Below are 26,259 nucleotides of genomic sequence, written 5' to 3' on the forward strand. Positions count from 1 at the left end.
GGTCACAAGGGGTAAGGAGGAGAGAGATGACAAATTTGAACCCTTCTATGCGTCTGAAAGTGAAAAGGGACACGTTCTATCTCCCTGAACCAAACAGAGGTGTGTATTTTCGAAACAACTTAAGTTCATTCCGTATCGAAGGCAGTGGGATTGATCAGTGGATTGAAAAGTTGTTACCGATGTTCAATGGGGAGTATACTTTAGGGAATTTGACTAACGGATTGCCTGGACCATACCAGGACCGGGTATATGAAATTGCAGAAGTGCTGTATACGAATGGGTATGTTCGAGATTTAAGCCAGGACCTTCCGCATCAATTGTCAGATTATCATCTTAAAAAGCATGCATCTCAAATTGAATTTGTGGACAATTTAGTTGGTTCTGGGGCGGCCCGTTTTCAAGCTTTTCGTCAGAGCAAAGTGCTGGCAGTTGGCTCTGGTCCTATTTTAAATTCATTGGTTTCTTCGTTGATTGAATCCGGTTTGACTAAGGTCCGGGTGCTAATCACAGACGAGGTTCCGACCAATAGACAGAGGTTAAAAGAACTTGTGGAACATGCACGAAAAATAGACCCAGAGGTTGACTTAAAGGAGATTCCACAAAAGAAGGAGGGGTGGCGAGAAATAGTGAAGCCCTTTGATTCGATTTTGTATGTGAGTCAGGAGGGAGAACTAGAGGAACTTAGACATCTTCATATAGTTTGCAGGGAAGAGAAGAAAATGTTTCTCCCCGCTATATGTCTGCAACAGGTAGGCTTAGCAGGTCCATTAGTACATCCAGATTCCGAGGTATGTTGGGAGACAGCGTGGCGCCGTTTACACCATTCTGCCTTATTCAAAAATGAGCAATTCTCTACCTTCTCTGCCACTCCGGGATCGTTGTTAGCCAATGTGATCGTATTTGAATTGTTTAAAGAGGTTACAGGAGTCATGAGATCGGAACAGAAGAATAGGATTTTTCTTCTGGATTTGGATACATTGGAGGGAAACTGGCATTCGATTTTACCTCATCCACTGGTAACAAGCGGTATATCTGCAGAATGGGTTGAAGATGTCGGAAGCCGTCTCCAAGTAGGCTTAGAGAAAGTTGAATCAGGTAAATTACTTCTTTATTTCAACCAGTTGACATCAGAGGAATCGGGAATCTTCCATATTTGGGAGGAGGGAGATTTAAAGCAGCTTCCGTTAGCTCAGTGCCGCGTTCAGGCAGTCGACCCGTTGTCGGAGGGACCAGCTGAGTTGATGCAAGACATTGTCTGTTCAGGTTTGACTCATGAGGAGGCACGAAGAGAAGCAGGACTAATTGGGATTGAAACGTATGTTTCACGAATGGTCAGTTTGATCGTTAATACTCTGCCACTAAATAAAAATGTTGATGGAAGTGTAGTAGTACCGGAGGACATTGTCGGGGTTGGAGCTGGTGAATCTTTTGTGGAAGGTGTTGGCCGTGGATTGCAAAAGTGTTTGGCAGGGGAGCTTAGCAAGCAACAACTTAATCAAAAGTATTCCGTTTCTCGAGTACAGTTGAGTGTTATAGAAGATGAGAGATGCCGGTTCTATTTAGAGGCACTGACTACGATGCAGGGAGCACCAATTATCGGAAGAGGAAAGGAAGTATTCGGTTTTCCTGTAGTATGGGTAGGTACAAAAGATGGATGGTATGGCAGTGCAGATTTAAATATAACAATGGCGTTACGGAAGGCATTGCAACAGGCACTTATCAAAGTGCAAAACAAACCGGATTCCTCTAATGAACTAGCCTGTGAGGTAACGTCCGTACTTTTGGAAGAGAAAATGCCAATTAGTCTTAGCATTCCTGCATGTGACGAGAGGATACAAGCGGATATCCTAAAGGAAGCTATGGAAATATTGGAACATAAAGGAAAAAGGGTCTTGGTATTTGAATTAGGGATCGAACCTGTTTTTAAAGAGCAACTAGACGGAGTGTTTGGTGTTTTGCTGCGAGAGGAGGAATCATATTGAGTTCCTTCGTGCTGGTTGTCGGAGAAGGGGTGCTGGCGGACCTTGTAAGCGAAGAACTGTCAGCACACCATCTAGTTATTCGTAAGCCCAATTTTGAGGAAGGCGTGCCAAAGAATACTGATTTGGCTCTTTTTTTAGATGACGATTGGGAACCCTCTGTTCATCAAAAGGCGGAAGAAGTGTTACGAAAGACTGGTACTCCCTGGCTCAGAGGCTTCGTTTCATTTGGAGAAGGTGTAGTTGGTCCGCTTGTACGACCAGGTGCAGCAGGTTGCTCCCAATGTGCGGACATGAGACGTCTCATGGGAGGACGTGATCGCACAGAGATGTGGCAGGTGCAACAGAGGCTGGCTGTGACCGGAGGAATAGGAAGTGACCCGTGGGCTTCAAGTACCGGCCTTTTGCAAATGGCTTACCTGATTGGGGTTGAAGTACAGAATTTATTACAAGGTAATCAGGCTTATTCGGAAGGTAAGATATATCTAATTGACTTGAAAACACTGAATAGCTCATGGCATTCTTTTCTGCCGAACCCGTTGTGTTCGGTCTGTGGTCGATTACCCGACGATTCACAGACATTAGCCCGAATTTCACTGCAGCCAAGCCCGAAACTCAGTTCCAGTATTTTTCGATGCCGTCAGTTGGGTGAGATGAAAAAAGTTATTGTCAAAGACTATCTAGATAATCGTACCGGCCTTTTGAATAGTAAAATGTATGACCTAGTGACTCCATTTGCTGATGCGAGTGTTAATCTTCCTATGTTTGCCGGGGACGAGGGAACAGCTGGCCGGACTCATTCATACGAAGAAAGTGTGCTGACAGCCATTTTAGAGGGATTGGAGCGACACTGCGGTTTAGAGCCACGTGGCAAACGGACAGTGATCCATGATAGTTTTCGTAACCTGGAAAATCAAGCGCTCAATCCACTGAAGGTAGGCGTACATGCAAAGGAACAATATGCGCAGCCTAGTTTTCCATTTAAATCGTTCGATCCTGATCGTTCTATTAATTGGGTATGGGGTTATTCGTTGTTAGAAGGGCGTCCAATTCTAGTTCCAGAACTCCTTGCCTATTACAGTGTTGGATGCGCGTCACAAGGTTTTATCTATGAAACTTCCAATGGATGTGCGCTAGGAGGAAGTTTAGAGGAGGCCATTTTCTACGGAATTATGGAAGTGGTCGAACGTGATTCATTCCTGATGACTTGGTACGCGAAGCTGAAACTTCCGCGATTGGATCCTTTTACAGCTGGCGACCAGGAATTAGAATTAATGGTCGAACGGATGCGAGCGGTTGCTGGGTATGATTTGTATTTGTATAACTCCACAATGGAACACGGTATTCCAAGTATTTGGGCAATTGCTAAAAACAGAAAGGAAAAGGGGTTGAATCTCATCTGTGCGGCCGGAGCTCACCTGGATCCGGTACGGGCGGTGAAAAGCGCAGTTCAAGAGCTTGCTGGTATGATGCTGAATCTTGATGAAAAATTTGAGGCGAACCAGGAGGAGTATGAAAGAATGCTGCATGATTCTTCCCTAGTGCGACAGATGGAGGACCACGGCATGCTGTACGGTTTGCCGCAAGCAGAAGAGCGCTTAAGCTTTTTGCTTGACGACAATGGCCCAATGCGATCTTTTAAAGAGGAGTTTAAGTGGAAGTCAAATCATACGGATCTTACCGATGATTTGCAAGACATCCTTCAGGTGTTCCATCAGTTAAACCTTGATGTAGTTATAATAGACCAGACGACACCGGAAACGATACGAAACGGATTGTATTGTGTAAAAGTACTGATTCCGGGGATGTTGCCGATGACATTCGGGCATCACCTTACCCGCCTGACGGGTCTTGAGAGGGTATTCCGAGTCCCCATGGAGCTTGGGTATACGAATAAACCATTAACACCCGAACAATTCAATCCACATCCGCATCCGTTTCCATAAGCAGTGATTAGGAGGTAGAGGATGAGTCTGGAAGAATTTCTATACAATCTGCATTTTGATATTGATAAGGCAAATCAGCCGAACTGGGAAGCAGATTGGGAGGATGCACCGCTTGCATATAAGCTCTATCGTGGGTTACCGGTTGTTCCACTGTCCACGGAAGTACCGCTGACGCTTACTGGAGGAGAACCTCCCGCAAGATTGGACCTTAATAGAGTCGGTCATTTTCTCTGGTATGTATTTGGTTTTACTCAATTGAGCCAATCAGCCTTTCCAATGGATTCCACGGAGCAAGATTCCTATCCTTTACAGTCGTATCGGCGGTTTGCTCCTTCAGGTGGAGCGTTGTACCCTAATGAATTGTACGTATATTTGAAGGTGGAGGGACTTCCTGATGGGGTCTACCATTATGATGTAGCACACCATAGCCTGGTATTGCTGAGGGAAGGGAATTTCGATTCCTATTTAGCCAGAGCTCTAGGCAATCGGTGTGACATCTCCTCGTGTTTTGGTATTGTCTTTGTGTCGACAATGTTCTGGAAAAATTTCTTTAAATACAACAACTTTGCGTACCGACTCCAAGGGTTGGATGCTGGTGTGCTGCTTGGACAGCTAATGGAGGTAGCGAAACGGTTTGGCTTCGCCTCAGGGGTGTACTTTCAATTTCTTGATACCGCAATCAATCATCTGCTTGGACTATCCGAGCAAGAGGAGAGCATATATAGTGTAATCCCACTATCGGTGGAAGCCACCATTTGGTCTCCTAACGGAAGGAACCTATACGAAAATATTATATCGGAGGAATTGAGAAAAGAGCTACCAGCGATTCAACCAGAACATTTCGAGAGGTCACTTAGTGTTAAAGAATATCCGATGATAACTGCAATGAACGCAGCTTCTAAGCTGGATTCCACACGTTCATTTCGGGTGATGGGGGGGAGGGGAACTGCAGAACGTGTGGATCCCGCGGTGGCATTGCCTCACATAGAGCCTCTGTCATATGATCTGGCCGAGGCCTGCAGAAATCGGTTTTCTCCCGACATGGATTTCGTGTTGGGGATGGTGAGTCAACAACAACTGGCCACCCTTTTCCGAGAAGCAACGGCTTCTTTTTCATACCGAAATGACTTAGATGAAGCATATAGGAGTAACGTCCCTCGTGTAACAATTTACAGTTGTTTATATAATGTTGAAGGTATTTCAAATGGGGCGTACTATTATGACAGCACGAAGCACATGTTAAGAGAAATATGCCCAGGAGACCATCGACTCCATTTACAGACTGGGATGTCTCTGGATAATGTGAATTTGCTCGAGATACCGCTTTGCCTGCATGTGGCTGGGGACAAGGAATTTTATAAAGCAGAATTAGGATACAGGGGCTACCGAATCCAACAGATGGAAGCAGGCATGCTCGTGCAACGATTGCTTTTGGCAGCACAAGCTCTCGGGATGGGAGGGCATCCGCTTCTTGGATTTGACGCGAATTTGAATGATGAACTCTATAAAATGGATCAACAAGGAAAGACCAGCCTAATCCAAATTCCAATTGGTCCCTATCGCCCTCGTCCGTGGCTGAGGGGAAGTTTGCACAGCTAATTAAGGTATAGGGCGATATTTACTTAGTTATAGGTTAAGAAAACTACTCCCATTAAAGTATCCACATATTTAACATAAAATAAAATGATATCCATATTTAAAACAGCACTCCACCATCTGGAAAGTGCTGTTTTTTTAAAAACTTGGTTTTAAGAGGGAAAGACAGTGGAGTTATTTAGAACAAACGATTTACTCAAGTAGATTTATAGAGGATTGACTAATCGTCTATGAAAAAACTGATCAGTAATCAATCCTAATTAACGGATAACATCGAATTCTCTTTTAATATATAAATAAAAAAACGTAAAAATACGGTCTTTTTCTCGGATTTCCGAGGAAGGGTTTTTGTTTATTTAAATAAATTTCTTTTCTTTAACAATGTATGCAATGGTATTAAAAACTAGCCGCTGTTTCTCTAACTACAAATTATTATTTTAAAACACGTGAGTATATTGCTTTTTTATTGGCACATGAGGCCTTATTATTAAGATTACAGTGTTAATTAGAATAAACAAAAGGAGAAATTCAACATACATTTTATTTAAGACAAGTACAGAATCTATGAATACTCTTTCCAATACATATAAGTTATTGCTACTTGGTCTGTAAATACAGTTGTTAGGGCTTATGTACAAGATAATATAAAGGTTAAATAACATAAGGAGAAGAATCGTGGTGAGCAAAATTATAGAAGATGAACATTATTATAATAACTGCTACAAAGTTATAGACGATATATTAGAATTTGAACGAGTATATATGGTGGATGAATACCAATTTAATAAAAAGACGTATGAAATGCTAGGGAAGATATACAAGAGCTTGCCATGTTATTTAAGAGATCACGTTGATTCCCCTCATTGGTATGGTTGTGAAGAGAAAGGGGATCCATATTTTATTAGTGTTTCATTTGAAATGTCTGGACTACAGTTCTGGGGGAAAGTGCCCATCACACAATTTTCACAATGGGAAAAAGCTTTGCATAAGGGGATAGAAGACTTTCCTTTTAAATATCAAGTATAAAGACCGTGATTCTGAAGGAGGATACGATAAATGGAGATAGGAATTAGTACCTTTGTAGAAACAACTCCAGATGTAAGGACAGGAGAAGTAATTAGTCATGCACAACGTATTCGAGAAGTAGTAGAGGAAATTGTTCTGGCAGACCAAGTTGGATTAGACGTATTTGGGGTAGGAGAGCATCATCGTGAAGACTATGCTGCTTCTTCTCCTGCTGTTGTATTGGCAGCAGCGGCTTCACAGACCAAGAATATTCGCTTAACAAGCGCTGTTACTGTTCTTTCCTCAGCAGATCCTGTTCGCGTTTTTCAAGACTTTGCAACGCTTGATGGCATTTCAAATGGGCGTGCTGAGATTATGGCAGGGAGAGGGTCTTTTATTGAGTCATTTCCGCTCTTTGGTTATGATTTAAGAGATTATGAAGAACTGTTTGATGAAAAGCTAGATTTGCTTTTAAAGCTACAAACGTCTGAGAAGATTACATGGAGCGGAAAGCATAGACCAGCTATTGAGAATTTAGGTGTCTACCCAAGGCCTGTCCAAAAACCGTTACCAATTTGGATTGGAAGTGGAGGAAACCAAGAGTCTGTTATAAGAGCAGGGCTTCTTGGGCTTCCACTTGTGTTGGCGATTATCGGGGGCAGCCCGCTTCATTTTGCTCCGCTTGTGGAGCTATATAAAAAAGCAGCAGAGCATGCAGGTCATGACTCATCCAAATTAAAAGTAGCTTCCCATTCTCATGGGTTTATTGCAGATGATACAGAAACAGCTGCTGATAAGTTTTTCCCTCCTACACAATATGCGATGAACAAGCTTGGAAAAGAACGTGGCTGGGGACCTTATAACCGCTCAAGCTTCGATGCGGCCCGAAGCTTTGAAGGAGCTCTTTACGTAGGGGATACAGATACAGTAGCGGAGAAAATTATTCATCTTCGTAAGAATGTTGGAATAGAACGCTTTATGCTTCATGTTCCAGTTGGGACAATGCCACATGAAGACGTTATGAGAGCCATTGAGCTCCTAGGGACAAGAGTAGCGCCGAAAGTGAAGGAAGAGGTTGCGCGCTGGGAATCAGTCCAATAAAGAATGTTCAAAATACACATATAAGGGATGGCTAGATGCCATCCCTTATATGTGTATTTTTTAGTAAGTTTTCATTCATTGATTTATGAAATTTTTCTACTTCCTGGCGGATATTAATAGTTGGTTCCCATGAGTGAATTAAATTAATGACCTTTTCATTTAAATCATATGCTTCCTTGTACTTTCCTTTTCGAGCAAGTATTTGAGCTTTGCCATAATAGCAGTAGATGAGCTCAATTTGATTTGGTTTATTTTGATTATAAAGAAGGTTATTGAACATCTTTTCTGCTTTTTCATAGAAATCGCAATGCATATAGGCTAATCCTAGGTTGAAGTATGCTTCAATCGTTTTTTCGCCTCCGTATAACATACTTTTCTCATTTGCTAATTCATAAAAATGAATAGCTTCTTTATAATTTTTAGTCAGTAAACAAAAATCTCCTTGCATTAATAAAACACGATGTTTGATAACAGGTGCAACAGGGACATTACATATCTTCTTTAATATGTTCTTTGCTTCTTCTATCCGGTCCGTTTTTAAAAAAAGCTTTGATTTTAAGGCAAGTCCCCAAATCTTAAGATCGTGCGCTTCTTGATGAATCTCATCTGTTGCTTTTAATATGAGGAGTCCTTCTTCTATTTGGCTATATGCTTCTTCTAATTTATTTACTTCCATAAGTGCCCATCCAATAATATCAATTCGAATCAAAGCCTCAGAAATCTTATCATTCATTTGATGAGCGTATTCAGCAGCCTCTATCCCATACTGAATTCTTAGCGGTAGATTAACGCGACTTAGAAAATGGCTGAGACGGAGAATTAAATTCATTACTAATTCTTTCTCAGCATGTTTACTTGCCCATTCTAAGGCTTTTAAAATATTGGGCCATTCTTGTTTAATTTCCTCTAAATCCCGTCCAAGTAAGTAACTCCAATATATGAATTGTGGTTGTTCTCGTTTTAAATGAGTATCTAAATACTGAATATAATACTGACTCCAACGCTTTCTTGAGTTTTTCTCAAAATCTTCATCAGCATCTAAATGTTGTTTACCATAAGTTACTACTGTTTGATGTGCTAAATAATGTGGTTTATCCCCAATATAATTCTGTTGTACAAGAGCATGAGTTCGCAACTTCTCAACAGCATAATGAAATTTTCGAGAGTCCAACCCAGCGGCTGTAGCCCAACTTTTCTCATCAGGGGGGCTATGAAAGAAACAGAGTACTTGCCAAAGTCGTTGAGTATCTTCATTACACTTGTCCCATGTACTGCCAAATAAAAAATCAAATAGCTCAACAAGGGAGTAACCGGCATTTCTTATTTTTTGGATAAGCTGTTCAACAGGGATATTATTATCTAGAATATAAGCAATGCTAAGTGATAGTGCTTTAGGATTGCCGGCAGTAGCTAAAATAAGCTCCTTTTGAACATTTAAAGGAATATTTGATAATTGCTCTATCTTTGTTTTTTTACTTGAGGAAAGGTAAGTTTGGAGATGTCGACTTATTTCATAAGAGAAAAAATCTACTGCTTCTCCCTCCTCAAACCCTTTAAGTTGTATCGTATTTATTTCTAAAAAGCCTGCTTTATATTTTTGATTTAAATTTTCCCGAGCGGTTAAAATGACCTTCACTCCTTGAGGAAGGCCCATGACAAATTCATAAATCTCACTTTCAGCTTTGTCGATACTATCTATAATAAGAAGTAGAGGCTGTTGTTGAGAATAAATGGCCAAGACATTCCGAACAACAAGGCGTTTTTCTGCAATAGATTTGTCAATTTGCTCTGCACGTCCTAGTTGGTAGGCAATCGTATCTAAGAAGTCATTAAAACTTAATCCTTTCCAATCGCCATTAATCCAAATAATACGTTTAAACACAGGCCATTCCTGGTTTCTGTTTAGCTGTTCAATACATAAATATGCAGCTTCAAGGGCTATTGTAGTTTTGCCCATGCCTGCCCATCCTGCAATAAGACAAACTGGGGAAGGAGAATGAATCCATTGTCTAATAACTTCTAGTTCATGGTGACGACCAATAAACTGTCCTGATCCTCGGGTAGGCAAGTTATGCATTAACGGTTCTTCCTTTATCTCAGGATTTGGATGAGAGGGAGGAGAATCAAATAGTTTAGAAATAACCTCGTTGATTTCTTCTTCATTTGGTGGACCAAATGAAGAATCATTTCTTAATATCTTTGCCTTCCTAAAACAAGAAGTTATCCAAACAGGAATTGGCGGTGTAATAGTAGGAATTGAAGTTGTTGCTAATACATTTGTGAACCATTCTTTGTTCATATACTCTTCCTTGATAATAGTCCACAAGATCCCAAAAAGTTTTCCATCGTCTATCCGCCCTGGAATATATTTTAAACCCATTTGTCCCATCCAACTCTTAAGAGTGTTAGAAGAAACACCTATTTGATACGCAATCTTATCTAAATAAGATTGACCTAAAGAAGCGCTCTCACTTCTGTTTCTTTTTATTTTGTAATTAGGGTGATGCTTTAATGACTTAACACCCTTTGATAGCAAGGCGGCAAACTCCTCATGCCGTTCAAGTTCAGCCATATTGCCCACTCCTGTCTTGGTTATAAGATGAAAAGTACAGTGTGACTGTACTTTTATACAGCGTAAAAAGCTACTGTATATCTAGATAAATATATAGAATGAAATTGTATAATACAGATTCCAAAATGTATGCACTTACATCATAATTCTAGGGAGTATGATAGTCAACTTGAGAAACAAAGAGTGTTATATAGAAAAGGGATCCACATTCTTAACTCTTTTATTAGAAAGGAAAATGATGATGACTAACAATGTACCTACAACAATGAAAGCAGCGGTTATGCATAGTATAAGAGATATTCGAATTGAAACTTTACCAGTACCACAACTAAAGGATGATGAGGTTTTAGTTAAAGTAATGGCTGTTGGAATTTGTGGTTCCGATTTACATTACTATACAGATGGAAGAATTGGTCATTATAAAGTAGAAAAATCAATTATTCTTGGCCATGAATGCGCAGGAGAAGTGGCCGCTATTGGAGCTAATGTTAATCGGATGAAAGTTGGGGATCGTGTTGCAGTTGAACCTGGTGTCACTTGTGGTGCATGTGAAGCCTGTAAGGAAGGAAGATATAATCTTTGTCCAGATGTAGAGTTTTTAGCAACTCCTCCTGTTGATGGAGCATTTGTTCAATATATAAAAATGAGACAGGACTTTGTTTTTCAAATTCCAGATACCCTTTCATATGAAGAAGCAGCTTTAATTGAACCTTTTTCAGTAGGAATTCATGCGGCAACAAGAACAAAGCTTCAAGCAGGCGAGATAGTAGCTATCATGGGAATGGGACCAGTTGGTTTAATGGCTGTTGCGGCAGCTAAAGCAGTTGGGGCAAGTAAAATTATCGTAACAGACTTAGAATCATTACGACTTGAAGCGGCAAAAGAAATGGGAGCAACACATACAATTAATATTGCAGAACAAGATCCTACTGATGAGATTAGCAAGATTACAAGTGGCAAGGGCGTAGATGTTGCATGGGAAACAGCGGGAAACCCAGCTGCTCTTCAATCTGCTCTTTCTTCATTACGGCGTGGTGGAAGACTTGCAATTGTAGGGCTACCTGCTCAAAATGAAATTCCTCTTAATATTCCATTTATTGCAGATAATGAAGTTGATATTTATGGTATCTTCCGTTATGCCAACACATATCCAAAAGGAATTAATTTTCTTTCTTCAGGGATAGTTGATGCTAAAAAATTAGTTACTGATCGATATGGATTAGAGGATACGATGGAAGCTATGGAACGAGCGCTCAACAATAAAAATGAATGTTTAAAAATTATTGTGTATCCAAATCAATAAATAGAGAAGGGGGAATAGGGAGATAGGTTAATATCTTTTAATCTGCATCACAAAACATAACAATGAAAACGGATTCTAGGGGTGTAGTTATGATAGAGAGAGAACGAATCGTAATAGAAGAAAATTCGAATAAGAAGCTGTCTTATTCAAATTCTCGCTTATCATGGTTAGAACGATTTGGGTATGGACTTGGGGATATGTCCTACAATATTATCTTTCAATTTGTAAATGCTTATCTACTTTTTTATTACACAGATATTGGTGGAATCTCACCGGGGATTATTGCAACATTATTTATTGTTGTGCGTGTACTAGATGCTATCTTTGATCCTATAATGGGCGTCATTTTAGATAAAACCAATACAAGATGGGGAAAAGCAAGACCATATTTATTATGGGTTTCCATTCCTTTTGGGTTATTCACTGTACTATGTTTCACAACACCGGATTTTGGCGCAAATGGCAACATAGCTTATGCTTATATTACGTATATTCTATTAGGGATGACATTTAGTATGCAAACAATTCCTGTTAACAGTTTAACAGGGCGCATTACAAACAACATCCAAGAAAGAACTCTATTAACAACAACACGTATGATTCTTGTTTATATTGGAATCCTTCTGTCCATCTCATGTGCAACACCACTTGCAACTGCCTTAGGAGGAGAGAATCAAGCTGTTGGGTTTCAATTAACAGCTATCATTTATGCAGCAGTAAGTATTGTCCTAAATCTTATGAGTTTCTTTACCGTTCGCGAGAGAGTTAAACCGAAAAAAAGTAAGAAACACGGTGTTAAGAAAACGTTATCCGTATTATTTAAAAATAAGCCATTACTTGTTCTAGCTTCATCCTTTTTAGCCTTTGCAATTGGATTTAATATTAAGTTAAGTACAATGGTGTACTACTTTACGTATAATGTTGATCGTAAAGATTTAGTGTTTATGGGAACATTGCTATTTTTCGGGGCTGCTTTAATTAGTAATCTATTTATTCCGTACTTCTCTAATCGGTGGGGAAGAAAGAACGTTATGATTGTAACAGCAGCACTATCGCTGTTTACTTATGCTGGATTGCAGTTTACATCATATTCGTCTCTCACCTTCATCTTTATTTTACTCTTTGCTTCAGGCTTTTTTACAACACCTTTGAATACCCTTGCTTGGGGGATGGTTGCAGATTGCGTAGACTATGCGGAATGGAAAACAGGAGTAAGAGCAGATGGGGTAGTAATCTCTAGTATGAGTTTTACAAATAAACTAGGGGTTGCCTTAGCAGGATCGTTTGCAGCACTTTATTTAGGAAAGAACGGATATGTAGCAAATACAGAACAAACCCTCCATTCTTTAGATGCTATTAAAAATATGAATGCATTAGTGCCAGGAATATTTATATTACTGTCCATTATTATTATTTGTTTCTATCCTTTAAATGAGAAGAAGTATAAAAAGATGATGGAAGAGTTAAATCAAAAACCTTCCCATAAATAAGAAGAAACATATGCTATGCCTTTTTAAGGTTAAAAAATAAAATGAGAGTGATAAAATGCAAAAGACCATAAAGAAAAACTCATCAGTTGTTTGTATTGGGGAGCTATTAATTGATTTCTTTTGTACAGATATTGATGTTGATTTAACAAGAGGAAAACAGTTTTTAAAAAATGCTGGTGGTGCACCTGCTAATGTCTCTGCTGCCATTGCTAAGCTAGGTGGAGATGCCTTATTTAGTGGAAAGGTAGGGGCTGACTCTTTTGACTACTTTTTAAAACAAACATTAGAGAATCTCAATGTAGATACTTCAATGCTTGTGATGGACAAGGAAGCAATAACAACTCTAGCATTTGTTTCTTTAACAAACGATGGAGAGCGAGATTTCATGTTCCATAGAGGAGCAGATGCGTTGCTCACAATAGATGATATTAATCAGGATAAAATAGATAGTGCCAAGATTCTACACTTTGGATCTGCAACAGCATTATTAGAAAATCCTTTTCAAGAGACATATTTAACACTTATGAAAAAAGCTAATGAGGATAGAATATTCACCTCTTTTGATCCAAATTATCGAATTGATTTGTGGAAAGGAAGAATAGGTGAGTTTGTAGATCTCGCAAAAGTAGCTATTTCTTCAAGTGACTTTGTTAAAGTAAGCGAAGAAGAATTACACCTTATTACAGACACTACAGATGATCTAGTAGGTATTGATTTTCTTCATGGTCTTGGTGCTAAAATTGTTGCAGTTACTCTAGGTAAAAGGGGGACGCTTCTATCTAATGGGAAGAGAGCAGAGCTTGTTAAAAGCCTTCCAGTCGTTGCTGTTGATTCTACAGGAGCGGGAGATGCCTTTGTTGGAGCAACATTATATAAACTAGCAGGTAAGGAAAACCTTGAAGATATTCATACGAATTTTGAACAACTGTATGAAATTATTTCTTTCGCCAATAAAGTGGGTGCTCATGTTTGTACAAAAATAGGAGCAATAGCAGCCTTGCCAAGTATTGAGGAACTTCAGGAGTTGAGTATAAGTTAGTTGATATAGACAAACATATACAAAGACAAAAGACTAAGCAATGTACTATTTCTTTGCTTAGTCTTTTGTCTTTATTTTTATAACTGCCTTAGGTAAGAAGGAAAGTATAAACGTTAGCATGAAAGTATTTAAAGGGTAAATATTATGTAAGAGGTCTTTAGAGGAGCTCATAAAGGAACATAATAAACGCAGAATATTGGAGGGAATCACACATTGAAAGCAAATTTTTACTTAACAGGTAAAGTCGCATTTGTTACAGGGGCTGGAAGAGGAATAGGAAGAACAATAGCTGAAGGATTAGCAAGTGCTGGAGCTGATGTTATCCTTTTAGCAAGAACGGAAGGTGAAGTTGGGGAGGCTGCTGCTGATATTGCTGAAAAGACAGGAAGAAAAACTTTACCGATTGTGTGCGATGTAACGAACAGTTCCTCTATCCAAGAAGCTGTTGATTTTGCTCTTCAGCAATTTCATAAAATCGATATTTTAATTAATAATGCTGGAACAAGTGTGAGAAAGACGAGCTTCGAGCTGTTAGAAGAAGAATGGGACACTGTAATAGATGTGAACTTTAAATCTGTTTTCTTGCTTTCAAAAGTTATTGGAAAGCATATGGTGGAACAGAAATGGGGCAGGATTATTAATATAGCTTCTGTTGCTTCTTCTTTAACATTATCATCTGGAACTCCATATGGACCAAGTAAAGCTGGAGTTGTTTAACTAACACGTCAGTTAGCAAATGAATGGGCTAAGGAAGGGATAACAGTAAATGCAATAAGCCCGTGGTTTTTTAAAACGTCCTTGAATGAAGAAGCTTTAGATAATAAGGATTTTAGAACAATGATAGAAAATCGCACCCCTATGAAGAGATTAGGAAATCTTGAAGAATTGATTACACCTGTTATTATGTTTTGTGCAGATGGAGCAGGCTACATAACAGGACAGAATTTATTTGTAGATGGGGGAGTAACGCATTACGGCTTTTGATAATAACTAAGTAGGAAGAGTTATTTATTTACCGTAATCGTTTTAAATGAAGAATGCATCACAATATGATGATATAAGGAATTCTGAATTATTGTAGAGAAAATGCACCAAATCATTATGATTTGGTGCATTTTCTGATTTAAGTTATTACTGTTGACATTTTAGAACTAAAACCGGGCTTTAAGTATGGAAGTGTCCCTATCTTATTTTGCTTTTTTACAATTGAAAATTGTTAAGGGAAGATACCCTCAACTCGTTATTTTTGAAGTATGGAAGAATTTTTAGATTTTCTTTCCGATACTTTTAAGAACTCTTATTCTTGATGAGCTATATCAGGAACAATGCATTTAAAAGGAATGGGTGATGAAAGGACAATAGATGTATTAGCATGACCAAACGGAAGCAGGGAATCTATAAGCTGACTTAAATGCTTCATACTTGAAACAGCAGCTTTCAATAAATAGTTAACAGAACCAGTTAATCGATGGCATTCAATAATATTAGGATTTTCTAAAATCCACTTTTCAAATTCTGAATAGGATTTTATTCGTAGGTCACTTAGCTGGATAAATACGAGAATATCCCTTCCAATTGCTGAAGTAGCTACGCGTGCACTAAATCCCTCAATAATGCCTTTTTCTTGTAAGCGTTTTAATCTTTCGGAAATACTAGGACGACTTAGAGATAAACTTTTGGATAATTCACTGATTGTAATACGACCATCAAGTTGAAGAATTTCAAGAAGGCGAATGTCTAATTGATCCACTATATACTCCCCTTTTAAAATGAAGTTAAATGACCAAAAATTCGTACAGAATATAACACTTGTGATCAAAAAAATATTCTTTTTGTTATATAATTCGCTTTAATTATACCTTATCCTTAATGATATAAATATAGTTTTATAATAATTGCATTGGCAAAAGTTCAATTTTACCAATCAAGATTAGGTAATATACACTTTATGAGTTTGTTGAAGACACTCTGTTAAAATCTTTTTTCTTAAATAAGCTACTGTTCGGTTCGATAAGAAGGGGGAAAGGAATGAAAAAAGGGTTAGAAGTAGGAGAAACTGCTATTGTAACTGATAGAGTAACAAAGGAGATGTTCGCTCAGTTTGAGGGGCAAGTTGTTCACCCGGCTTATTCGACGGTTTCTATGGTTTATCATATGGAATGGGCATCTAGAAAAATTATTTTACCCTATTTAGAAGAAGAGGAAGAAGGCGTTGGTGGAGCTGTATCTGTGAAGCATATTGCACCTACAGCCGAAGGTTCTCTTATAACAACTGTGGCTACTATAAAGAACATTCAAAGTAACATCATTACCACTAAAGTGGAGGTGCGAAATGAGGAGGAAGTAATTGGGGTAGGAGAAGTCAAACAAGTTATTCTTCCTAAAAGGGAGCTCGAAAAGAAACTGCGTCCTAGAAATTGAATAGTATAAATTTCATCTTTTTTGAAAGCGTTTTCTATTATAATTGTTGCCATAATGGAGGTATAGTGATGAATGTAATGAAGCAATCTGTCCAAACTACGGAAACTATTTTAGAAAGAACACATGAACATGAACAAATCATTTTTTGTAACGATCCAGAAACAAATTTAAAGGCTATTATTGCTATCCATAATACAACGCTTGGTCCAGCATTGGGCGGTTGCCGTATGCACCCCTATCGCTCGGTGGATGAGGCTTTGGAAGATGTGCTTCGTTTATCTAAAGGCATGACATATAAGTGTGCAGCTGCTGATGTAGACTTTGGTGGGGGAAAAGCTGTAATTATTGGGGATCCAGCAAAGGATAAAACACCAAATATGTTTAGATCTTTCGGTCAGTTCGTCGATTCTTTAAATGGCCGTTTTTATACAGGTACAGATATGGGAACTTCAACAGATGACTTCATCCATGCTTCAAAAGAGACAAATTGTATTGTTGGAATTCCTGAAGCATATGGAGGAGGCGGTGATTCCTCTATTCCAACAGCTCTTGGAGTTATTTATGGTTTAAAAGCAACAAATAAAGCGGTTTTTAATACAACTGATCTTTCTGGTAAAACATATATCATTCAGGGCCTAGGGAAAGTCGGTTACAAAGTAGCGGAGCAACTGCTTGAAGCAGGTGCTGATTTATATGTAAGTGACATCAATCAAGAAGCAGTGAAAGCTATTCAAGAACGTGCAAAGCAAGTGGGAAGCATTGCTCGCTTTGTAAGCGGAGATGAAGTGTATTCGGTAGCTGCTGATATTTTCATTCCGTGTGCGTTCGGGGGAGTTATTAATGATGAAACAATTGAAAAATTAAAAGTAAAAGCAGTTGTGGGGTCTGCTAACAATCAGCTTCTTTTAGAAAGTCATGGGAAATTGCTAAAACAAAAAGGAATTTTATATGCTCCTGATTATATCGTAAACGCTGGCGGCTTAATTCAAGTGGCAGATGAACTGTACAACTATAATAAAGAGCGGGTATTAACGAAAACAAAATCTATTTATACATCATTACTAGAAATTTATAAGGAAGCTGAGCTGGATAATATCACGACTATCGAAGCAGCTAATCGTTTTTGTGAAAAGCGTATAGACGAACGTAGAAAGCAAAATAGCTTCTTCACTCATACAAAGCGTCCTAAATGGTCTATTCGCAAGTAATAAAAACTTTTATAAATGAGGTGATAATATGAAATTAGAATTTCCAATATTCCGAATTGTTAATGAAGAAGGTCAGTTAACAGATGAAAAGTATAAAGAGAGAATGACGGAGGACCTTGTAAAGAAATTCTACTATAACATGGTTCGAATTCGTACATTTGATCGAAAGGCTATTAGTTTACAGCGACAAGGGAGGCTTGGGACATATGCTCCGTTCGAAGGTCAGGAAGCTTCTCAAGTAGGAAGTGCCCTGGCTCTTGAGAAGGATGATTGGGTATTTCCTACTTATCGTGACCATGGTGCTACGCTGACGTTTGGTGCCAATATGGCTCGTACGTATTTATATTGGAATGGACGTGTTGAGGGCTGTGTGCCTGAAGCAGGAAAAAAGATATTTCCTCCTGCTGTTCCAATTGCTACTCAACTTCCCCATGCAGCAGGCGCTGCAATGGCGGAACAAAGAAAAGGAACGAAAAATGCAGCAATTGCTTACTTTGGTGATGGAGCAACTTCAGAAGGAGATTTTCATGAAGGTTTAAATTTTGCCAGTGTTTTTCAAGCTCCTGTAATCTTTTTTAATCAAAATAATGGCTTTGCTATATCTGTACCAATTGAAAAACAGATGAATTCTAAAACAGTTGCCCAAAAAGCAATTGCCTATGATATGCCAAGTATTCGAGTTGATGGAAATGATGTTTTTGCTGTTTATTTTCAAACAAGGGAAGGACTTGATCGAGCTCGTGATGGAGGAGGACCTACTTTAATCGAAGCAATAACATGGCGATATGGGGCTCATACAACCGCAGATGATCCAACTAAGTACCGCGATCAATCAGATAGTGATAAAATTCGTGAGACTCAAGATCCTCTTCTTCGTGTGGAACGCTATATGAAGAGAAATAATTTGTGGGATGAAGAATGGATAGCGAAAATAATAGGGGAAGTTACAAGTGAAGTAGAGCAGGCAATCAAAGAAATGGAAGCCTTTCCAAATCCGAATGTAAATGATTTGTTTGATTATGTATTTGAGAAGCCAGTATGGCCCATTACAAAACAAAAAGAACAATATTTTCAATTAAATGGGAGGGAAGATTGATGGCTATCAGTAGAGAGAAACTAGCAGAAGTCTATGATTCAAAAACTCACCAGTTAACTCTTGTTCAGGCTATAACGGATGGTTTGTCTATTATGCTAAAAGAGGACGAAAAAGTTCTTTTGCTTGGAGAAGATATCGGGAAAAACGGAGGGGTGTTCCGCGCTACAGATGGTTTACAGAAACAATTTGGAGAAGGAAGGGTCATTGATACACCGCTTAGCGAAGCAGGAATTATTGGTACATCTATTGGTATGGCTATCAATGGATTCAAACCAGTAGCGGAAATGCAGTTTCTTGGGTTTATTTATCCTGCATATGAACAAATTATGACCCATGTATCGCGTATTCGCATGAGAACGATGGGCCACTATACAGTTCCAATGGTCATCCGTGCTCCATATGGGGCAGGTATCCGTGCTCCCGAAGTTCACTCAGACAGTGTAGAAGCTTTGTTCACACACATGCCTGGTATTAAGGTTGTATGTCCGTCTTCCCCTTATGATGCAAAAGGATTGCTTATTGCAGCAATTGAAGATCCAGATCCAGTTTTATTTTTAGAGTCAATGAGAATCTATCGTTCTACACGTGGAGAAGTGCCAAAGGAAAAATACACCGTCAAGATTGGGAAAGGAAGAAAGCTCAAAGACGGAGATGATGTCACCCTTATTACTTGGGGAGCAATGGTACCTGTTGCAATGAAAGCTGCCCAGCAGGCCGAAAAACAAGGGATGAAGTGTGATGTTATTGATTTGCGCACTTTATATCCCATTGATAAAGATATCATAGCAGAATCGATTCAAAGAACAGGCCGTGCTGTCATTGTACATGAAGCACATGAAACAGGTGGGTTGGGCAATGATATTGTTTCAATTATTAATGATACTTCCTTTTTGTACATGAAATCACCGATTGAACGTGTAACAGGATTTGATGTACCAGTTCCATTCTTTGCATTGGAAGAGCATTATCTTCCAACTCCTCAGCGAGTATTTAAAGCAATTGAAAAAGTGATGCATTTTTAGGAGGGATGAACAGTGGTTGAAGTAAAACTTCATGACATTGGTGAAGGAATGACAGAAGGAGAAATTATTCACTATTTTGTTAAGGCAGGGGATACGGTCACAGTGGACCAACCTCTTTTAGAAGTTCAAACAGATAAAATGGTTGCAGAGCTTCCTTCTCCAGCCTCAGGGAAAGTTAAAAATATTATCATTGATACAGGCGATACGGTAGAAGTTGGTACAACACTTCTTGTGTTAGAAACAGAAGAACGAAAGGCTGTAGAGTCAAAAGAAGAGAAGCTATTAGCAGAGCTTTCTTTTGAAAAAGGAGAAGAGCTACCAACACCATCAAATCAAACAGTTCCTGTCACTCAAAATACCGAAAAGAGGTTTATCATTGCAGCACCTTATACAAGAAAAGTTGCACGTAAGTTTGGTGTAGATATTAGTGAAGTTACAGGTACAGGAAAATCAGGGCGTATTACAGTAGAAGATGTGCACAACTTTGTAAAAAAACGTGATGAAGGATCTTCTTTAGAAGAGGGGCAAGAGACGTCTTCTAAAGTGAGTGAAGCGGAAGCTGAATTAAAACACCACATTCAAAGGCAAGGAGTACAAAATGAAGGAAAAGAAACGATTCCATTTAGGGGGCGTCGTAAACAAATTGCTAAAAAGATGACAAAATCTCTTTATACAATTCCTCATGTTACGCACTTTGAAGAGGCAGATTTAACCGAACTGCTTGCGTACCGAAATGATCTAAAGGAAATGAATATGAATATTTCCGTAGCTGCTTTCTTTATTAAAGCCATTGCTGTGGCATTGAAGAAATTTCCGGTTTTTAACGCCAAGCTTGACGAAGAAAATGAAGTTATTTGTTTAGAAAAAGAGTATAACATCGGAATTGCTACAGATACAGAAGAAGGCCTAATTGTACCTGTTATTCATCATGCTGATAGACTGTCAGTCAGTCAGATTCATGAAAAACTGAAGGAATTAACAAGAAAGGCACAAGAAGGCAAGCTTACAATGGACGATATGAGAGGAGGAACATTTACAGTTAGTAATGTTGGTCCTTTAGGAAGTATTGGCGCAACTCCCATCATTAATCATCCAGAAACTGGATTAATTGCATTTCATAAGACGAAAAAAATGCCTGTTGTAAGAGAGAACGACGAGATTGTAATTCGATCGATTATGACAATGTCAATGGCGTTTGATCATCGAGTAGCGGATGGTGCTACAGCTGTGGCTTTTACAAATCGCTTCAAGTATCTGATCGAAAACCCAAAGTTATGGCCAATTGAATTAGCTTAAAGATAATACAGATTCAGATAACAGGGGGCTTCCCCCTGTTATTAAGCGATGTGTGAAAGGAACGAGAACGTTGGAGAGTGAGAAGGCCAATATTAATATATGCTCAAAAATTAGATTTTTTAAAGTAGCGAATGATTGGAAACAAAGTTTGTTATAACCCAGCGAATGTTCATGAATTCATTGCAATCTCATATTGACTGGAGCCACTAGGGAAATAGACTTTAACAAATTTGACTAAAAAGACAAATCATTACTTAATACTTGGAAAGAAAAGAACTATCATTCATTTAAAAAACATTCTCAATGCACAGTGAAAAGGATTCATTTAATAGAATCAAGGGGGAATAAGCGATGGGATCAAGCAATTCACCACTTCAAAAGAAATTACTTCCACGACATATAAGTTTAATGGCAATGGGAGGAGCAATAGGGACTGGAATCTTTAAAGGGAGTGCTGAAACAGTAACGTTAGCAGGACCAGGGGTTATTTTTACTTATATGTTTGCAGGGATTTTGCTTCTAGTTGTTATGGGGGCTATAGCAGAGATGGCTATTGCTTATCCAGATACTAATATGAAAGGGTTTGTTCGTCTAGCCTTTGGTAAGCGGGTGTCTTTTGTAACAGGTTGGTTGTATTGTTTTATGTGGCTCTCTGTATGCGTTATTGAAGTAATTGTAGCAGGGAGCTTTTTTCAATATTGGTTTCCTAATATTCCGCTTTGGGTATTGAGTTTGGGCTGTGCAGTCTTAATTATTGGGATTAATATGATGAATGTTAAAAATTACGGGGAGTTCGAATTTTGGTTTGCTGGTATTAAGATTGCGATGATTATGATATTCATCGTTTTGGGAGCGAGTATTCTCTTTGGAATTACCCCAAGTAACCAGTCGAATTACTTGCAAAACTTTACAGAGCATGGAGGTTTTTTCCCAAATGGATCAATGTCAATCATCTCGGCATTGTTAATTGTGATGTTTTCATACGGGGGATCTGAATTAATAGGATTAACTGTAACAGAAGCAAAAGATGCTGAACGTATTTTACCTAAGGTTATTAAAAGTTTTATTTGGAGAATTGTCTTGTTTTATACGCTACCAATCCTCATCATTTGTGGTTTAATTCCTTGGAATGAAATAAGTGACCAATCAAGTCCATTTGTCCAAGTATTATCAATGTCTGGTTTGCAGGGAGCAGCCCATATTATGAATTTCATTTTAATCACGGCTGTTTTATCTGCTGCTAACTCTGGCATATATGGTTGTACAAGAATGCTCCACTCTTTAGCAATGGGAGGGGAAGCTCCCAAGACTTTCTCTTATGTATCTAAAAATGGTGTTCCGTCATATAGCTTAATGTTAAGTGCAATTGTATTAATCGTCGGCTCTATGATTACTTATGTTGCACAAGATCAGGTATTTACTATATTAATGGCGGTTCCTGGTTTTGTCGTATCATTAATATGGATTAGTATTTGTTTATCACAACTAAAACTTCGTAAATCATATCCTAAAGAACCAAGCTTCAAATTATGGGGATTCCCTTATGTAACAGCATTTACAGCAGTAGTCTTAATTATTATTTGTATCATGTTTGTATTAAATGAACAGAATCGGACAAGTATTATTGCCTGTCTTCTTGTTTTGGCTATATTAGTCGGAATTTCGATTATAAAATTTAAACGTGTTGATGCACAGAAGGCTGATTCAGGAGAAAAGAGAATCATGTAGATTTGTCATATGTCTTAGGACCTTTAGCTTAAAATAGAGAAATGAAACTGCTGTGCTGAAATAACATTTAAGATAACACTTGATTTAGTTATATATGGAGTTCAAAACTTGAGGGGATTAAAATAAAATGAAAGCCCAAAGGAAAATGCCTTTGGGCTTTTTAAATTTACAAATTCATTGTCAAAAGAGTAAGAGAACAGATCCTTTTTAATTCATGAATAGTGTATATTATTGTGTTACTTTTATATCACTACAATATAACTTCATAACTTCGTTGTGTATTTTCATTTGCCGTTCTATTTGTATATAGATTGATAATGTTTAATCTCTATATTTTTAAAAGTAGCGGTTCCACCTTCAGAAAAGAGAGTTATGCCGTCATCCCCTAAAGGAGGGAATACTTGACTAGAGTGAACCACTTTTCCATCATCTATAAATACTTCAACAGTCGTTTTATCAACAAGTATTTTCAAATGAACTTCTTTCTTATTTGGATCAAAAGGAGCTTTGCTTTCGATATATTGATTACTCTCATCTGGTTGGTGTGTTAATCCTCGATTTACATAAGAGTAGGCTCCTTCAGCAAAGATACCAACGTCAACATGTCGCTTTTCATCAGAAGATTCACGGAGACGTAATCCAACATTCTGAAGGTCTTCCCATGAAATATCTGTTTCTAGTCTGTAAGCAACTCCTTCAGTATCAAGCTTTTTTGATCCATCTACTTTAATCTCTTCATATTGGTCCGTAGTTTTAGTTAACTCATTCAAGTTTTCGTTAGGCTGTGATGCTAAGTAGTAGTTGTCGTCGTCTTGCTTTTTCAGCTCTATTCGACGGACGATAGAATCAATCCCATTGAATCCTTCTTTTACAGTAGGCGTGTTGTCTGCATAGTCCCAGTTGTTCATCCATGCTAGGGCATAGCGATGGTCTAATTTGTCGTCATTTAGCCCATCTTCGAAAGTGACACCGCCATACCAATCAAATCCATGGTCAAGCCACTGGGGCTCTTCTTGGTCTGGCACAAATTCTTTTCCATTGTATTCACCAGTCCAATAAGCATAAGTATTCGGTTTTCCGGTCTCTTTACCATTTGCACTTGTTCCAAGAATCCATTTGATTGATCCATCGTCTGCGCGCATCATATAAAGATCAGGACATTCTATAAGTCCAATGTTTTTTGTTTCAAAGCCTCCTGTATACTTCCAATCTTTTAAATCATCAGATTCATAAAATCCAATCTTTGTGCCTTCTGCCATAAGCATGACCCACTTATTTGCTCCGTCATCCCAAATGATTTTTGGATCACGGAAATCTTTTGTACCAGGATTTTTTAAAACAGGTTCATCACTATAAGATTTGAACGTTTTTCCTCTATCTTTGCTGTACCATAAAAACTGTTCTTGCTGACCGCTCGCAGAAGGTTGGGTCACAATGGCAATAACGCTATTCTTACCGAACCCTGCCGTATTCTGAGCATCTACTACAACTGAACCTGACCATGGGTCACCATTTTTATTTGTATACTTAGGTATTGCTACACCTTCATCTTTCCAATGAACAAGATCAGTAGATGTTGCATGACGCCATTCTGTTCCATTCCCATTAGGATAATCTCCATTATAAAGATAGTAATAGTGATACTTTCCATCTAGATAGATTGGCTTCTGAGGGTCATTTTTCCACTTGTCAGGACTTGTGAAATGATAGTTGGCACGATACGTTTCTTTATCTGTCACTTTATGTTCATCTTCTTTCTTAGGTTCCGATTGCTTGATTAGAAACCCACCAATGATAAGGAGAAGAAGGCAAACAAGAGAAACAATTATCCATATATTTAATTTTTTATTTGGTACACTTTTTGTCATATATAGTCACCACGCTTTAATTCTAGGTTGTATAGGATAATAAAAAGAAAATACCAATAAGTATTGGTATTTTCCTTTTGTATTATTTATCAACTGTAATTTGTCCTTGTTCAAGGATACTATCTTTTACAACAGAAGATTTATTTCCATCAAGAGAAAGTTTGAAGCTTGGAGCAAATGTTGATTTATGATCTGCAAAGTACCCTCTGTTTGTCATATAGCTTGTGACAACAACGTCGTCGCTGTTCTTTTGAGGGATTGCATAGTGAGCATAGTTCCAAGTCACATCGTTCGGATCAAGGTCTTGATGTAGAACAATTCCTGTTTTGTTCATTGGCTTGTAAGGGCCTGTTAGAGAGTTAGAAACATATCCTAGCATATAAATATCTTGGTCATCAATGCCATCAATCGTCATTTTAGATCCACGGCTACTTGTAAATAAGTACCATTTTCCGTCTTTTTTGAAGACGTTTGGACGCTCAATTTCATCTGTTACTGTATTTGAAGTGATTAATGGTTTCATGACTTTTTTAAGTGTATAATCGTCATTAATTTCAATGATTCCCATTGCACCGTTTGCTAATTCAGCATATTCTTTTTTAGGACTTTGTAATAGTTTACTTTTTTCGTCTTGGAAGAAGGCATTGCTCTTACTATAATAAGCTCTGTTGTATAAAGAGTCTTCTCCTTGATAGCCTGTATCCTTTCCTGTATTAGCTTCAAATACAAGATATTTATGGCCGTTGTCTTCAACATAGTGAGGATCTCTAAGCGTATGGTTATCTTTAAAATCTACATTACCTTTGCTAAAAGCTTGTTCAACCTGTTGGTAAATTGATCCGTCTCCATCAAAAATTGATTTGTGATCTTCTACACCGTCGACGTTAAGTGTGCCGTCTTTTACTTCAGATACGTTTACTTGTGCTGTTGTGAGCGTTTGTTTACCGAAAAGGTTTTTGCTTTCATCAAAGCCTGTTCTGTTTGTATAGAATAAACGAATTTCTCCATCAGAAGTAAATGTTGCAGAACCCGACCATTCTTCAGCTTGATCTTTTAAGTTTTCATCATTTGCTTTGAATTTATCGCTATCATCAAACACGCGACCAGCATTTTTCCAAGCATCTAAGGAATTGTCACCAACTTTTTTATAGAACATGTAAATAAATGTGTCACTAGCATTTTTCGGATCTCCAGCTAAACCAAACACGATGTTGTAACCTTTGTATTCAGCTACTGTACCATCTGCATTTTGTAGTGGCCATGTATCCCAAACATCCATCTCAATTTTATTTCCATTTTCATCAACTTTCGTTGCTGAAGGAATGTTTTTGATTTTAGATGCATCGAATTGAGGCACCGTAAAGTTTGGATTTCCATGTTGATTGATCATGTTTTTCATGTCAAGTCGAGTCATATGAGAAAATCCATAATCTTCGTTATGATCCTGAGCAGCTTTTGGTGCTGCATGAGCAATTGCTCCGCTTCCTCCTGCTAAAATTGCTGTACTAAGGGTGATTACGCCTGCTTTTTTCGCCAAACCTTTGAAGTTCATATTCTTCCTCCTATGTAGTAGTAGGGGACGGAATATT

At 38.3% G+C, this 26,259-nt stretch carries 18 protein-coding genes and 1 pseudogene; 15 read left to right on the plus strand and 4 right to left on the minus strand.

What is annotated here, in order from left to right:
• Positions 1-26: 26 nt before the first annotated feature.
• From MOC86_RS10630 to MOC86_RS10650, 5 genes are all read left to right on the plus strand, one after another.
• On the plus strand, positions 27-1,982 hold the full coding sequence (locus tag MOC86_RS10630; RefSeq protein ID WP_268584138.1) for a putative thiazole-containing bacteriocin maturation protein: 1,956 nt from the start codon (positions 27-29) through the stop codon (positions 1,980-1,982).
• Positions 1,979-3,925: a TOMM precursor leader peptide-binding protein gene (locus MOC86_RS10635; RefSeq protein ID WP_268584139.1), complete on the plus strand. Its 1,947-nt coding sequence runs from the start codon at positions 1,979-1,981 to the stop codon at positions 3,923-3,925. Before MOC86_RS10630 ends, MOC86_RS10635 begins: the two co-directional genes overlap by 4 nt.
• Positions 3,926-3,946: 21 nt before the next feature.
• The gene (locus MOC86_RS10640; protein WP_268584140.1) at positions 3,947-5,524 is read left to right on the plus strand and encodes a SagB family peptide dehydrogenase; all 1,578 of its coding nucleotides are present in this window, start codon (positions 3,947-3,949) and stop codon (positions 5,522-5,524) included.
• A gap of 675 nt (positions 5,525-6,199) precedes the next feature.
• Positions 6,200-6,547: a hypothetical protein gene (locus MOC86_RS10645; RefSeq protein ID WP_268584141.1), complete on the plus strand. Its 348-nt coding sequence runs from the start codon at positions 6,200-6,202 to the stop codon at positions 6,545-6,547.
• A gap of 30 nt (positions 6,548-6,577) precedes the next feature.
• Entirely contained in the window at positions 6,578-7,627 is a 1,050-nt protein-coding gene (locus tag MOC86_RS10650) for an LLM class flavin-dependent oxidoreductase (protein WP_268584143.1), read from the plus strand.
• Between the two features lie 31 nt (positions 7,628-7,658).
• Here the strand turns inward: MOC86_RS10650 and MOC86_RS10655 are convergent, their stop codons facing one another.
• A complete protein-coding gene (locus MOC86_RS10655) occupies positions 7,659-10,199 on the minus strand; it encodes a tetratricopeptide repeat protein (protein ID WP_268584144.1) in 2,541 nt (846 codons plus the stop codon).
• Positions 10,200-10,440: 241 nt separating this feature from the next.
• On the opposite strand from MOC86_RS10655, the gene MOC86_RS10660 reads away from it, so the two are divergent.
• The 4 genes and pseudogenes from MOC86_RS10660 to MOC86_RS10675 all read left to right on the plus strand — a co-directional run bounded on the left by MOC86_RS10660 (position 10,441) and on the right by MOC86_RS10675 (position 15,015).
• Positions 10,441-11,502, plus strand: a complete 1,062-nt coding sequence (locus MOC86_RS10660) for an NAD(P)-dependent alcohol dehydrogenase (RefSeq protein WP_268584145.1) — start codon at positions 10,441-10,443, stop codon at positions 11,500-11,502.
• A gap of 89 nt (positions 11,503-11,591) precedes the next feature.
• Entirely contained in the window at positions 11,592-12,992 is a 1,401-nt protein-coding gene (locus MOC86_RS10665; protein WP_268584146.1) for a glycoside-pentoside-hexuronide (GPH):cation symporter, read from the plus strand.
• Positions 12,993-13,047: 55 nt separating this feature from the next.
• Positions 13,048-14,031 carry a carbohydrate kinase family protein gene (locus MOC86_RS10670; protein WP_268584147.1) on the plus strand — a complete coding sequence of 328 codons (984 nt, stop codon included), beginning with the start codon at positions 13,048-13,050 and terminating at the stop codon, positions 14,029-14,031.
• Between the two features lie 213 nt (positions 14,032-14,244).
• A pseudogene (locus tag MOC86_RS10675) lies at positions 14,245-15,015 on the plus strand (SDR family NAD(P)-dependent oxidoreductase).
• A gap of 313 nt (positions 15,016-15,328) precedes the next feature.
• On the opposite strand, the gene MOC86_RS10680 reads toward MOC86_RS10675, so the two are convergent.
• Positions 15,329-15,781 carry an Lrp/AsnC family transcriptional regulator gene (locus MOC86_RS10680; RefSeq protein WP_019394023.1) on the minus strand — a complete coding sequence of 151 codons (453 nt, stop codon included), beginning with the start codon at positions 15,779-15,781 and terminating at the stop codon, positions 15,329-15,331.
• Between the two features lie 278 nt (positions 15,782-16,059).
• Here MOC86_RS10680 and MOC86_RS10685 point away from each other — a divergent pair, with 278 nt between their 5' ends.
• From MOC86_RS10685 to MOC86_RS10710, 6 genes are all read left to right on the plus strand, one after another.
• Positions 16,060-16,452, plus strand: coding sequence for a thioesterase family protein (locus tag MOC86_RS10685; protein ID WP_268584148.1), 393 nt, complete (start codon positions 16,060-16,062; stop codon positions 16,450-16,452).
• A 68-nt stretch (positions 16,453-16,520) separates the two neighbouring features.
• Entirely contained in the window at positions 16,521-17,660 is a 1,140-nt protein-coding gene (locus MOC86_RS10690; RefSeq protein WP_268584149.1) for a Leu/Phe/Val dehydrogenase, read from the plus strand.
• Between the two features lie 28 nt (positions 17,661-17,688).
• The gene (gene pdhA / locus MOC86_RS10695; RefSeq protein ID WP_268584150.1) at positions 17,689-18,756 is read left to right on the plus strand and encodes a pyruvate dehydrogenase (acetyl-transferring) E1 component subunit alpha; all 1,068 of its coding nucleotides are present in this window, start codon (positions 17,689-17,691) and stop codon (positions 18,754-18,756) included.
• On the plus strand, positions 18,756-19,778 hold the full coding sequence (locus MOC86_RS10700) for an alpha-ketoacid dehydrogenase subunit beta (protein ID WP_268584151.1): 1,023 nt from the start codon (positions 18,756-18,758) through the stop codon (positions 19,776-19,778). Before pdhA ends, MOC86_RS10700 begins: the two co-directional genes overlap by 1 nt.
• Positions 19,779-19,790: 12 nt before the next feature.
• Positions 19,791-21,074, plus strand: coding sequence for a dihydrolipoamide acetyltransferase family protein (locus MOC86_RS10705; RefSeq protein WP_268584152.1), 1,284 nt, complete (start codon positions 19,791-19,793; stop codon positions 21,072-21,074).
• A 351-nt stretch (positions 21,075-21,425) separates the two neighbouring features.
• Complete coding sequence (locus MOC86_RS10710; protein WP_268584153.1) at positions 21,426-22,802, plus strand: amino acid permease; 1,377 nt, start codon at positions 21,426-21,428, stop codon at positions 22,800-22,802.
• Positions 22,803-23,098: 296 nt separating this feature from the next.
• On the opposite strand, the gene MOC86_RS10715 is transcribed toward MOC86_RS10710, so the two are convergent.
• Positions 23,099-24,670: a glycoside hydrolase family 32 protein gene (locus tag MOC86_RS10715; RefSeq protein WP_268584154.1), complete on the minus strand. Its 1,572-nt coding sequence runs from the start codon at positions 24,668-24,670 to the stop codon at positions 23,099-23,101.
• A gap of 82 nt (positions 24,671-24,752) precedes the next feature.
• Positions 24,753-26,222: a glycoside hydrolase family 68 protein gene (locus MOC86_RS10720; protein WP_268584155.1), complete on the minus strand. Its 1,470-nt coding sequence runs from the start codon at positions 26,220-26,222 to the stop codon at positions 24,753-24,755.
• Positions 26,223-26,259: the final 37 nt, after the last annotated feature.

This window comes from Priestia endophytica, from assembly GCF_026790145.1.
In the GTDB taxonomy this organism is placed as follows: domain Bacteria; phylum Bacillota; class Bacilli; order Bacillales; family Bacillaceae_H; genus Bacillus_I; species Bacillus_I endophytica_A.

Bases quoted from the DNA above. Each gene is read 5' to 3' on its own strand.
- MOC86_RS10670 (WP_268584147.1), top strand. From the start codon at position 13,048: ATGCAAAAGACCATAAAGAAAAACTCATCAGTTGTTTGTATTGGGGAG.
- MOC86_RS10720 (WP_268584155.1), bottom strand. From the start codon at position 26,222: ATGAACTTCAAAGGTTTGGCGAAAAAAGCAGGCGTAATCACCCTTAGT.
- MOC86_RS10715 (WP_268584154.1), bottom strand. From the start codon at position 24,670: ATGACAAAAAGTGTACCAAATAAAAAATTAAATATATGGATAATTGTT.
- MOC86_RS10655 (WP_268584144.1), bottom strand. From the start codon at position 10,199: ATGGCTGAACTTGAACGGCATGAGGAGTTTGCCGCCTTGCTATCAAAG.
- MOC86_RS10665 (WP_268584146.1), top strand. From the start codon at position 11,592: ATGATAGAGAGAGAACGAATCGTAATAGAAGAAAATTCGAATAAGAAG.
- MOC86_RS10650 (WP_268584143.1), top strand. From the start codon at position 6,578: ATGGAGATAGGAATTAGTACCTTTGTAGAAACAACTCCAGATGTAAGG.
- MOC86_RS10710 (WP_268584153.1), top strand. From the start codon at position 21,426: ATGGGATCAAGCAATTCACCACTTCAAAAGAAATTACTTCCACGACAT.
- MOC86_RS10660 (WP_268584145.1), top strand. From the start codon at position 10,441: ATGACTAACAATGTACCTACAACAATGAAAGCAGCGGTTATGCATAGT.
- MOC86_RS10700 (WP_268584151.1), top strand. From the start codon at position 18,756: ATGGCTATCAGTAGAGAGAAACTAGCAGAAGTCTATGATTCAAAAACT.
- pdhA (WP_268584150.1), top strand. From the start codon at position 17,689: ATGAAATTAGAATTTCCAATATTCCGAATTGTTAATGAAGAAGGTCAG.
- MOC86_RS10685 (WP_268584148.1), top strand. From the start codon at position 16,060: ATGAAAAAAGGGTTAGAAGTAGGAGAAACTGCTATTGTAACTGATAGA.
- MOC86_RS10640 (WP_268584140.1), top strand. From the start codon at position 3,947: ATGAGTCTGGAAGAATTTCTATACAATCTGCATTTTGATATTGATAAG.
- MOC86_RS10630 (WP_268584138.1), top strand. From the start codon at position 27: ATGACAAATTTGAACCCTTCTATGCGTCTGAAAGTGAAAAGGGACACG.
- MOC86_RS10690 (WP_268584149.1), top strand. From the start codon at position 16,521: ATGAATGTAATGAAGCAATCTGTCCAAACTACGGAAACTATTTTAGAA.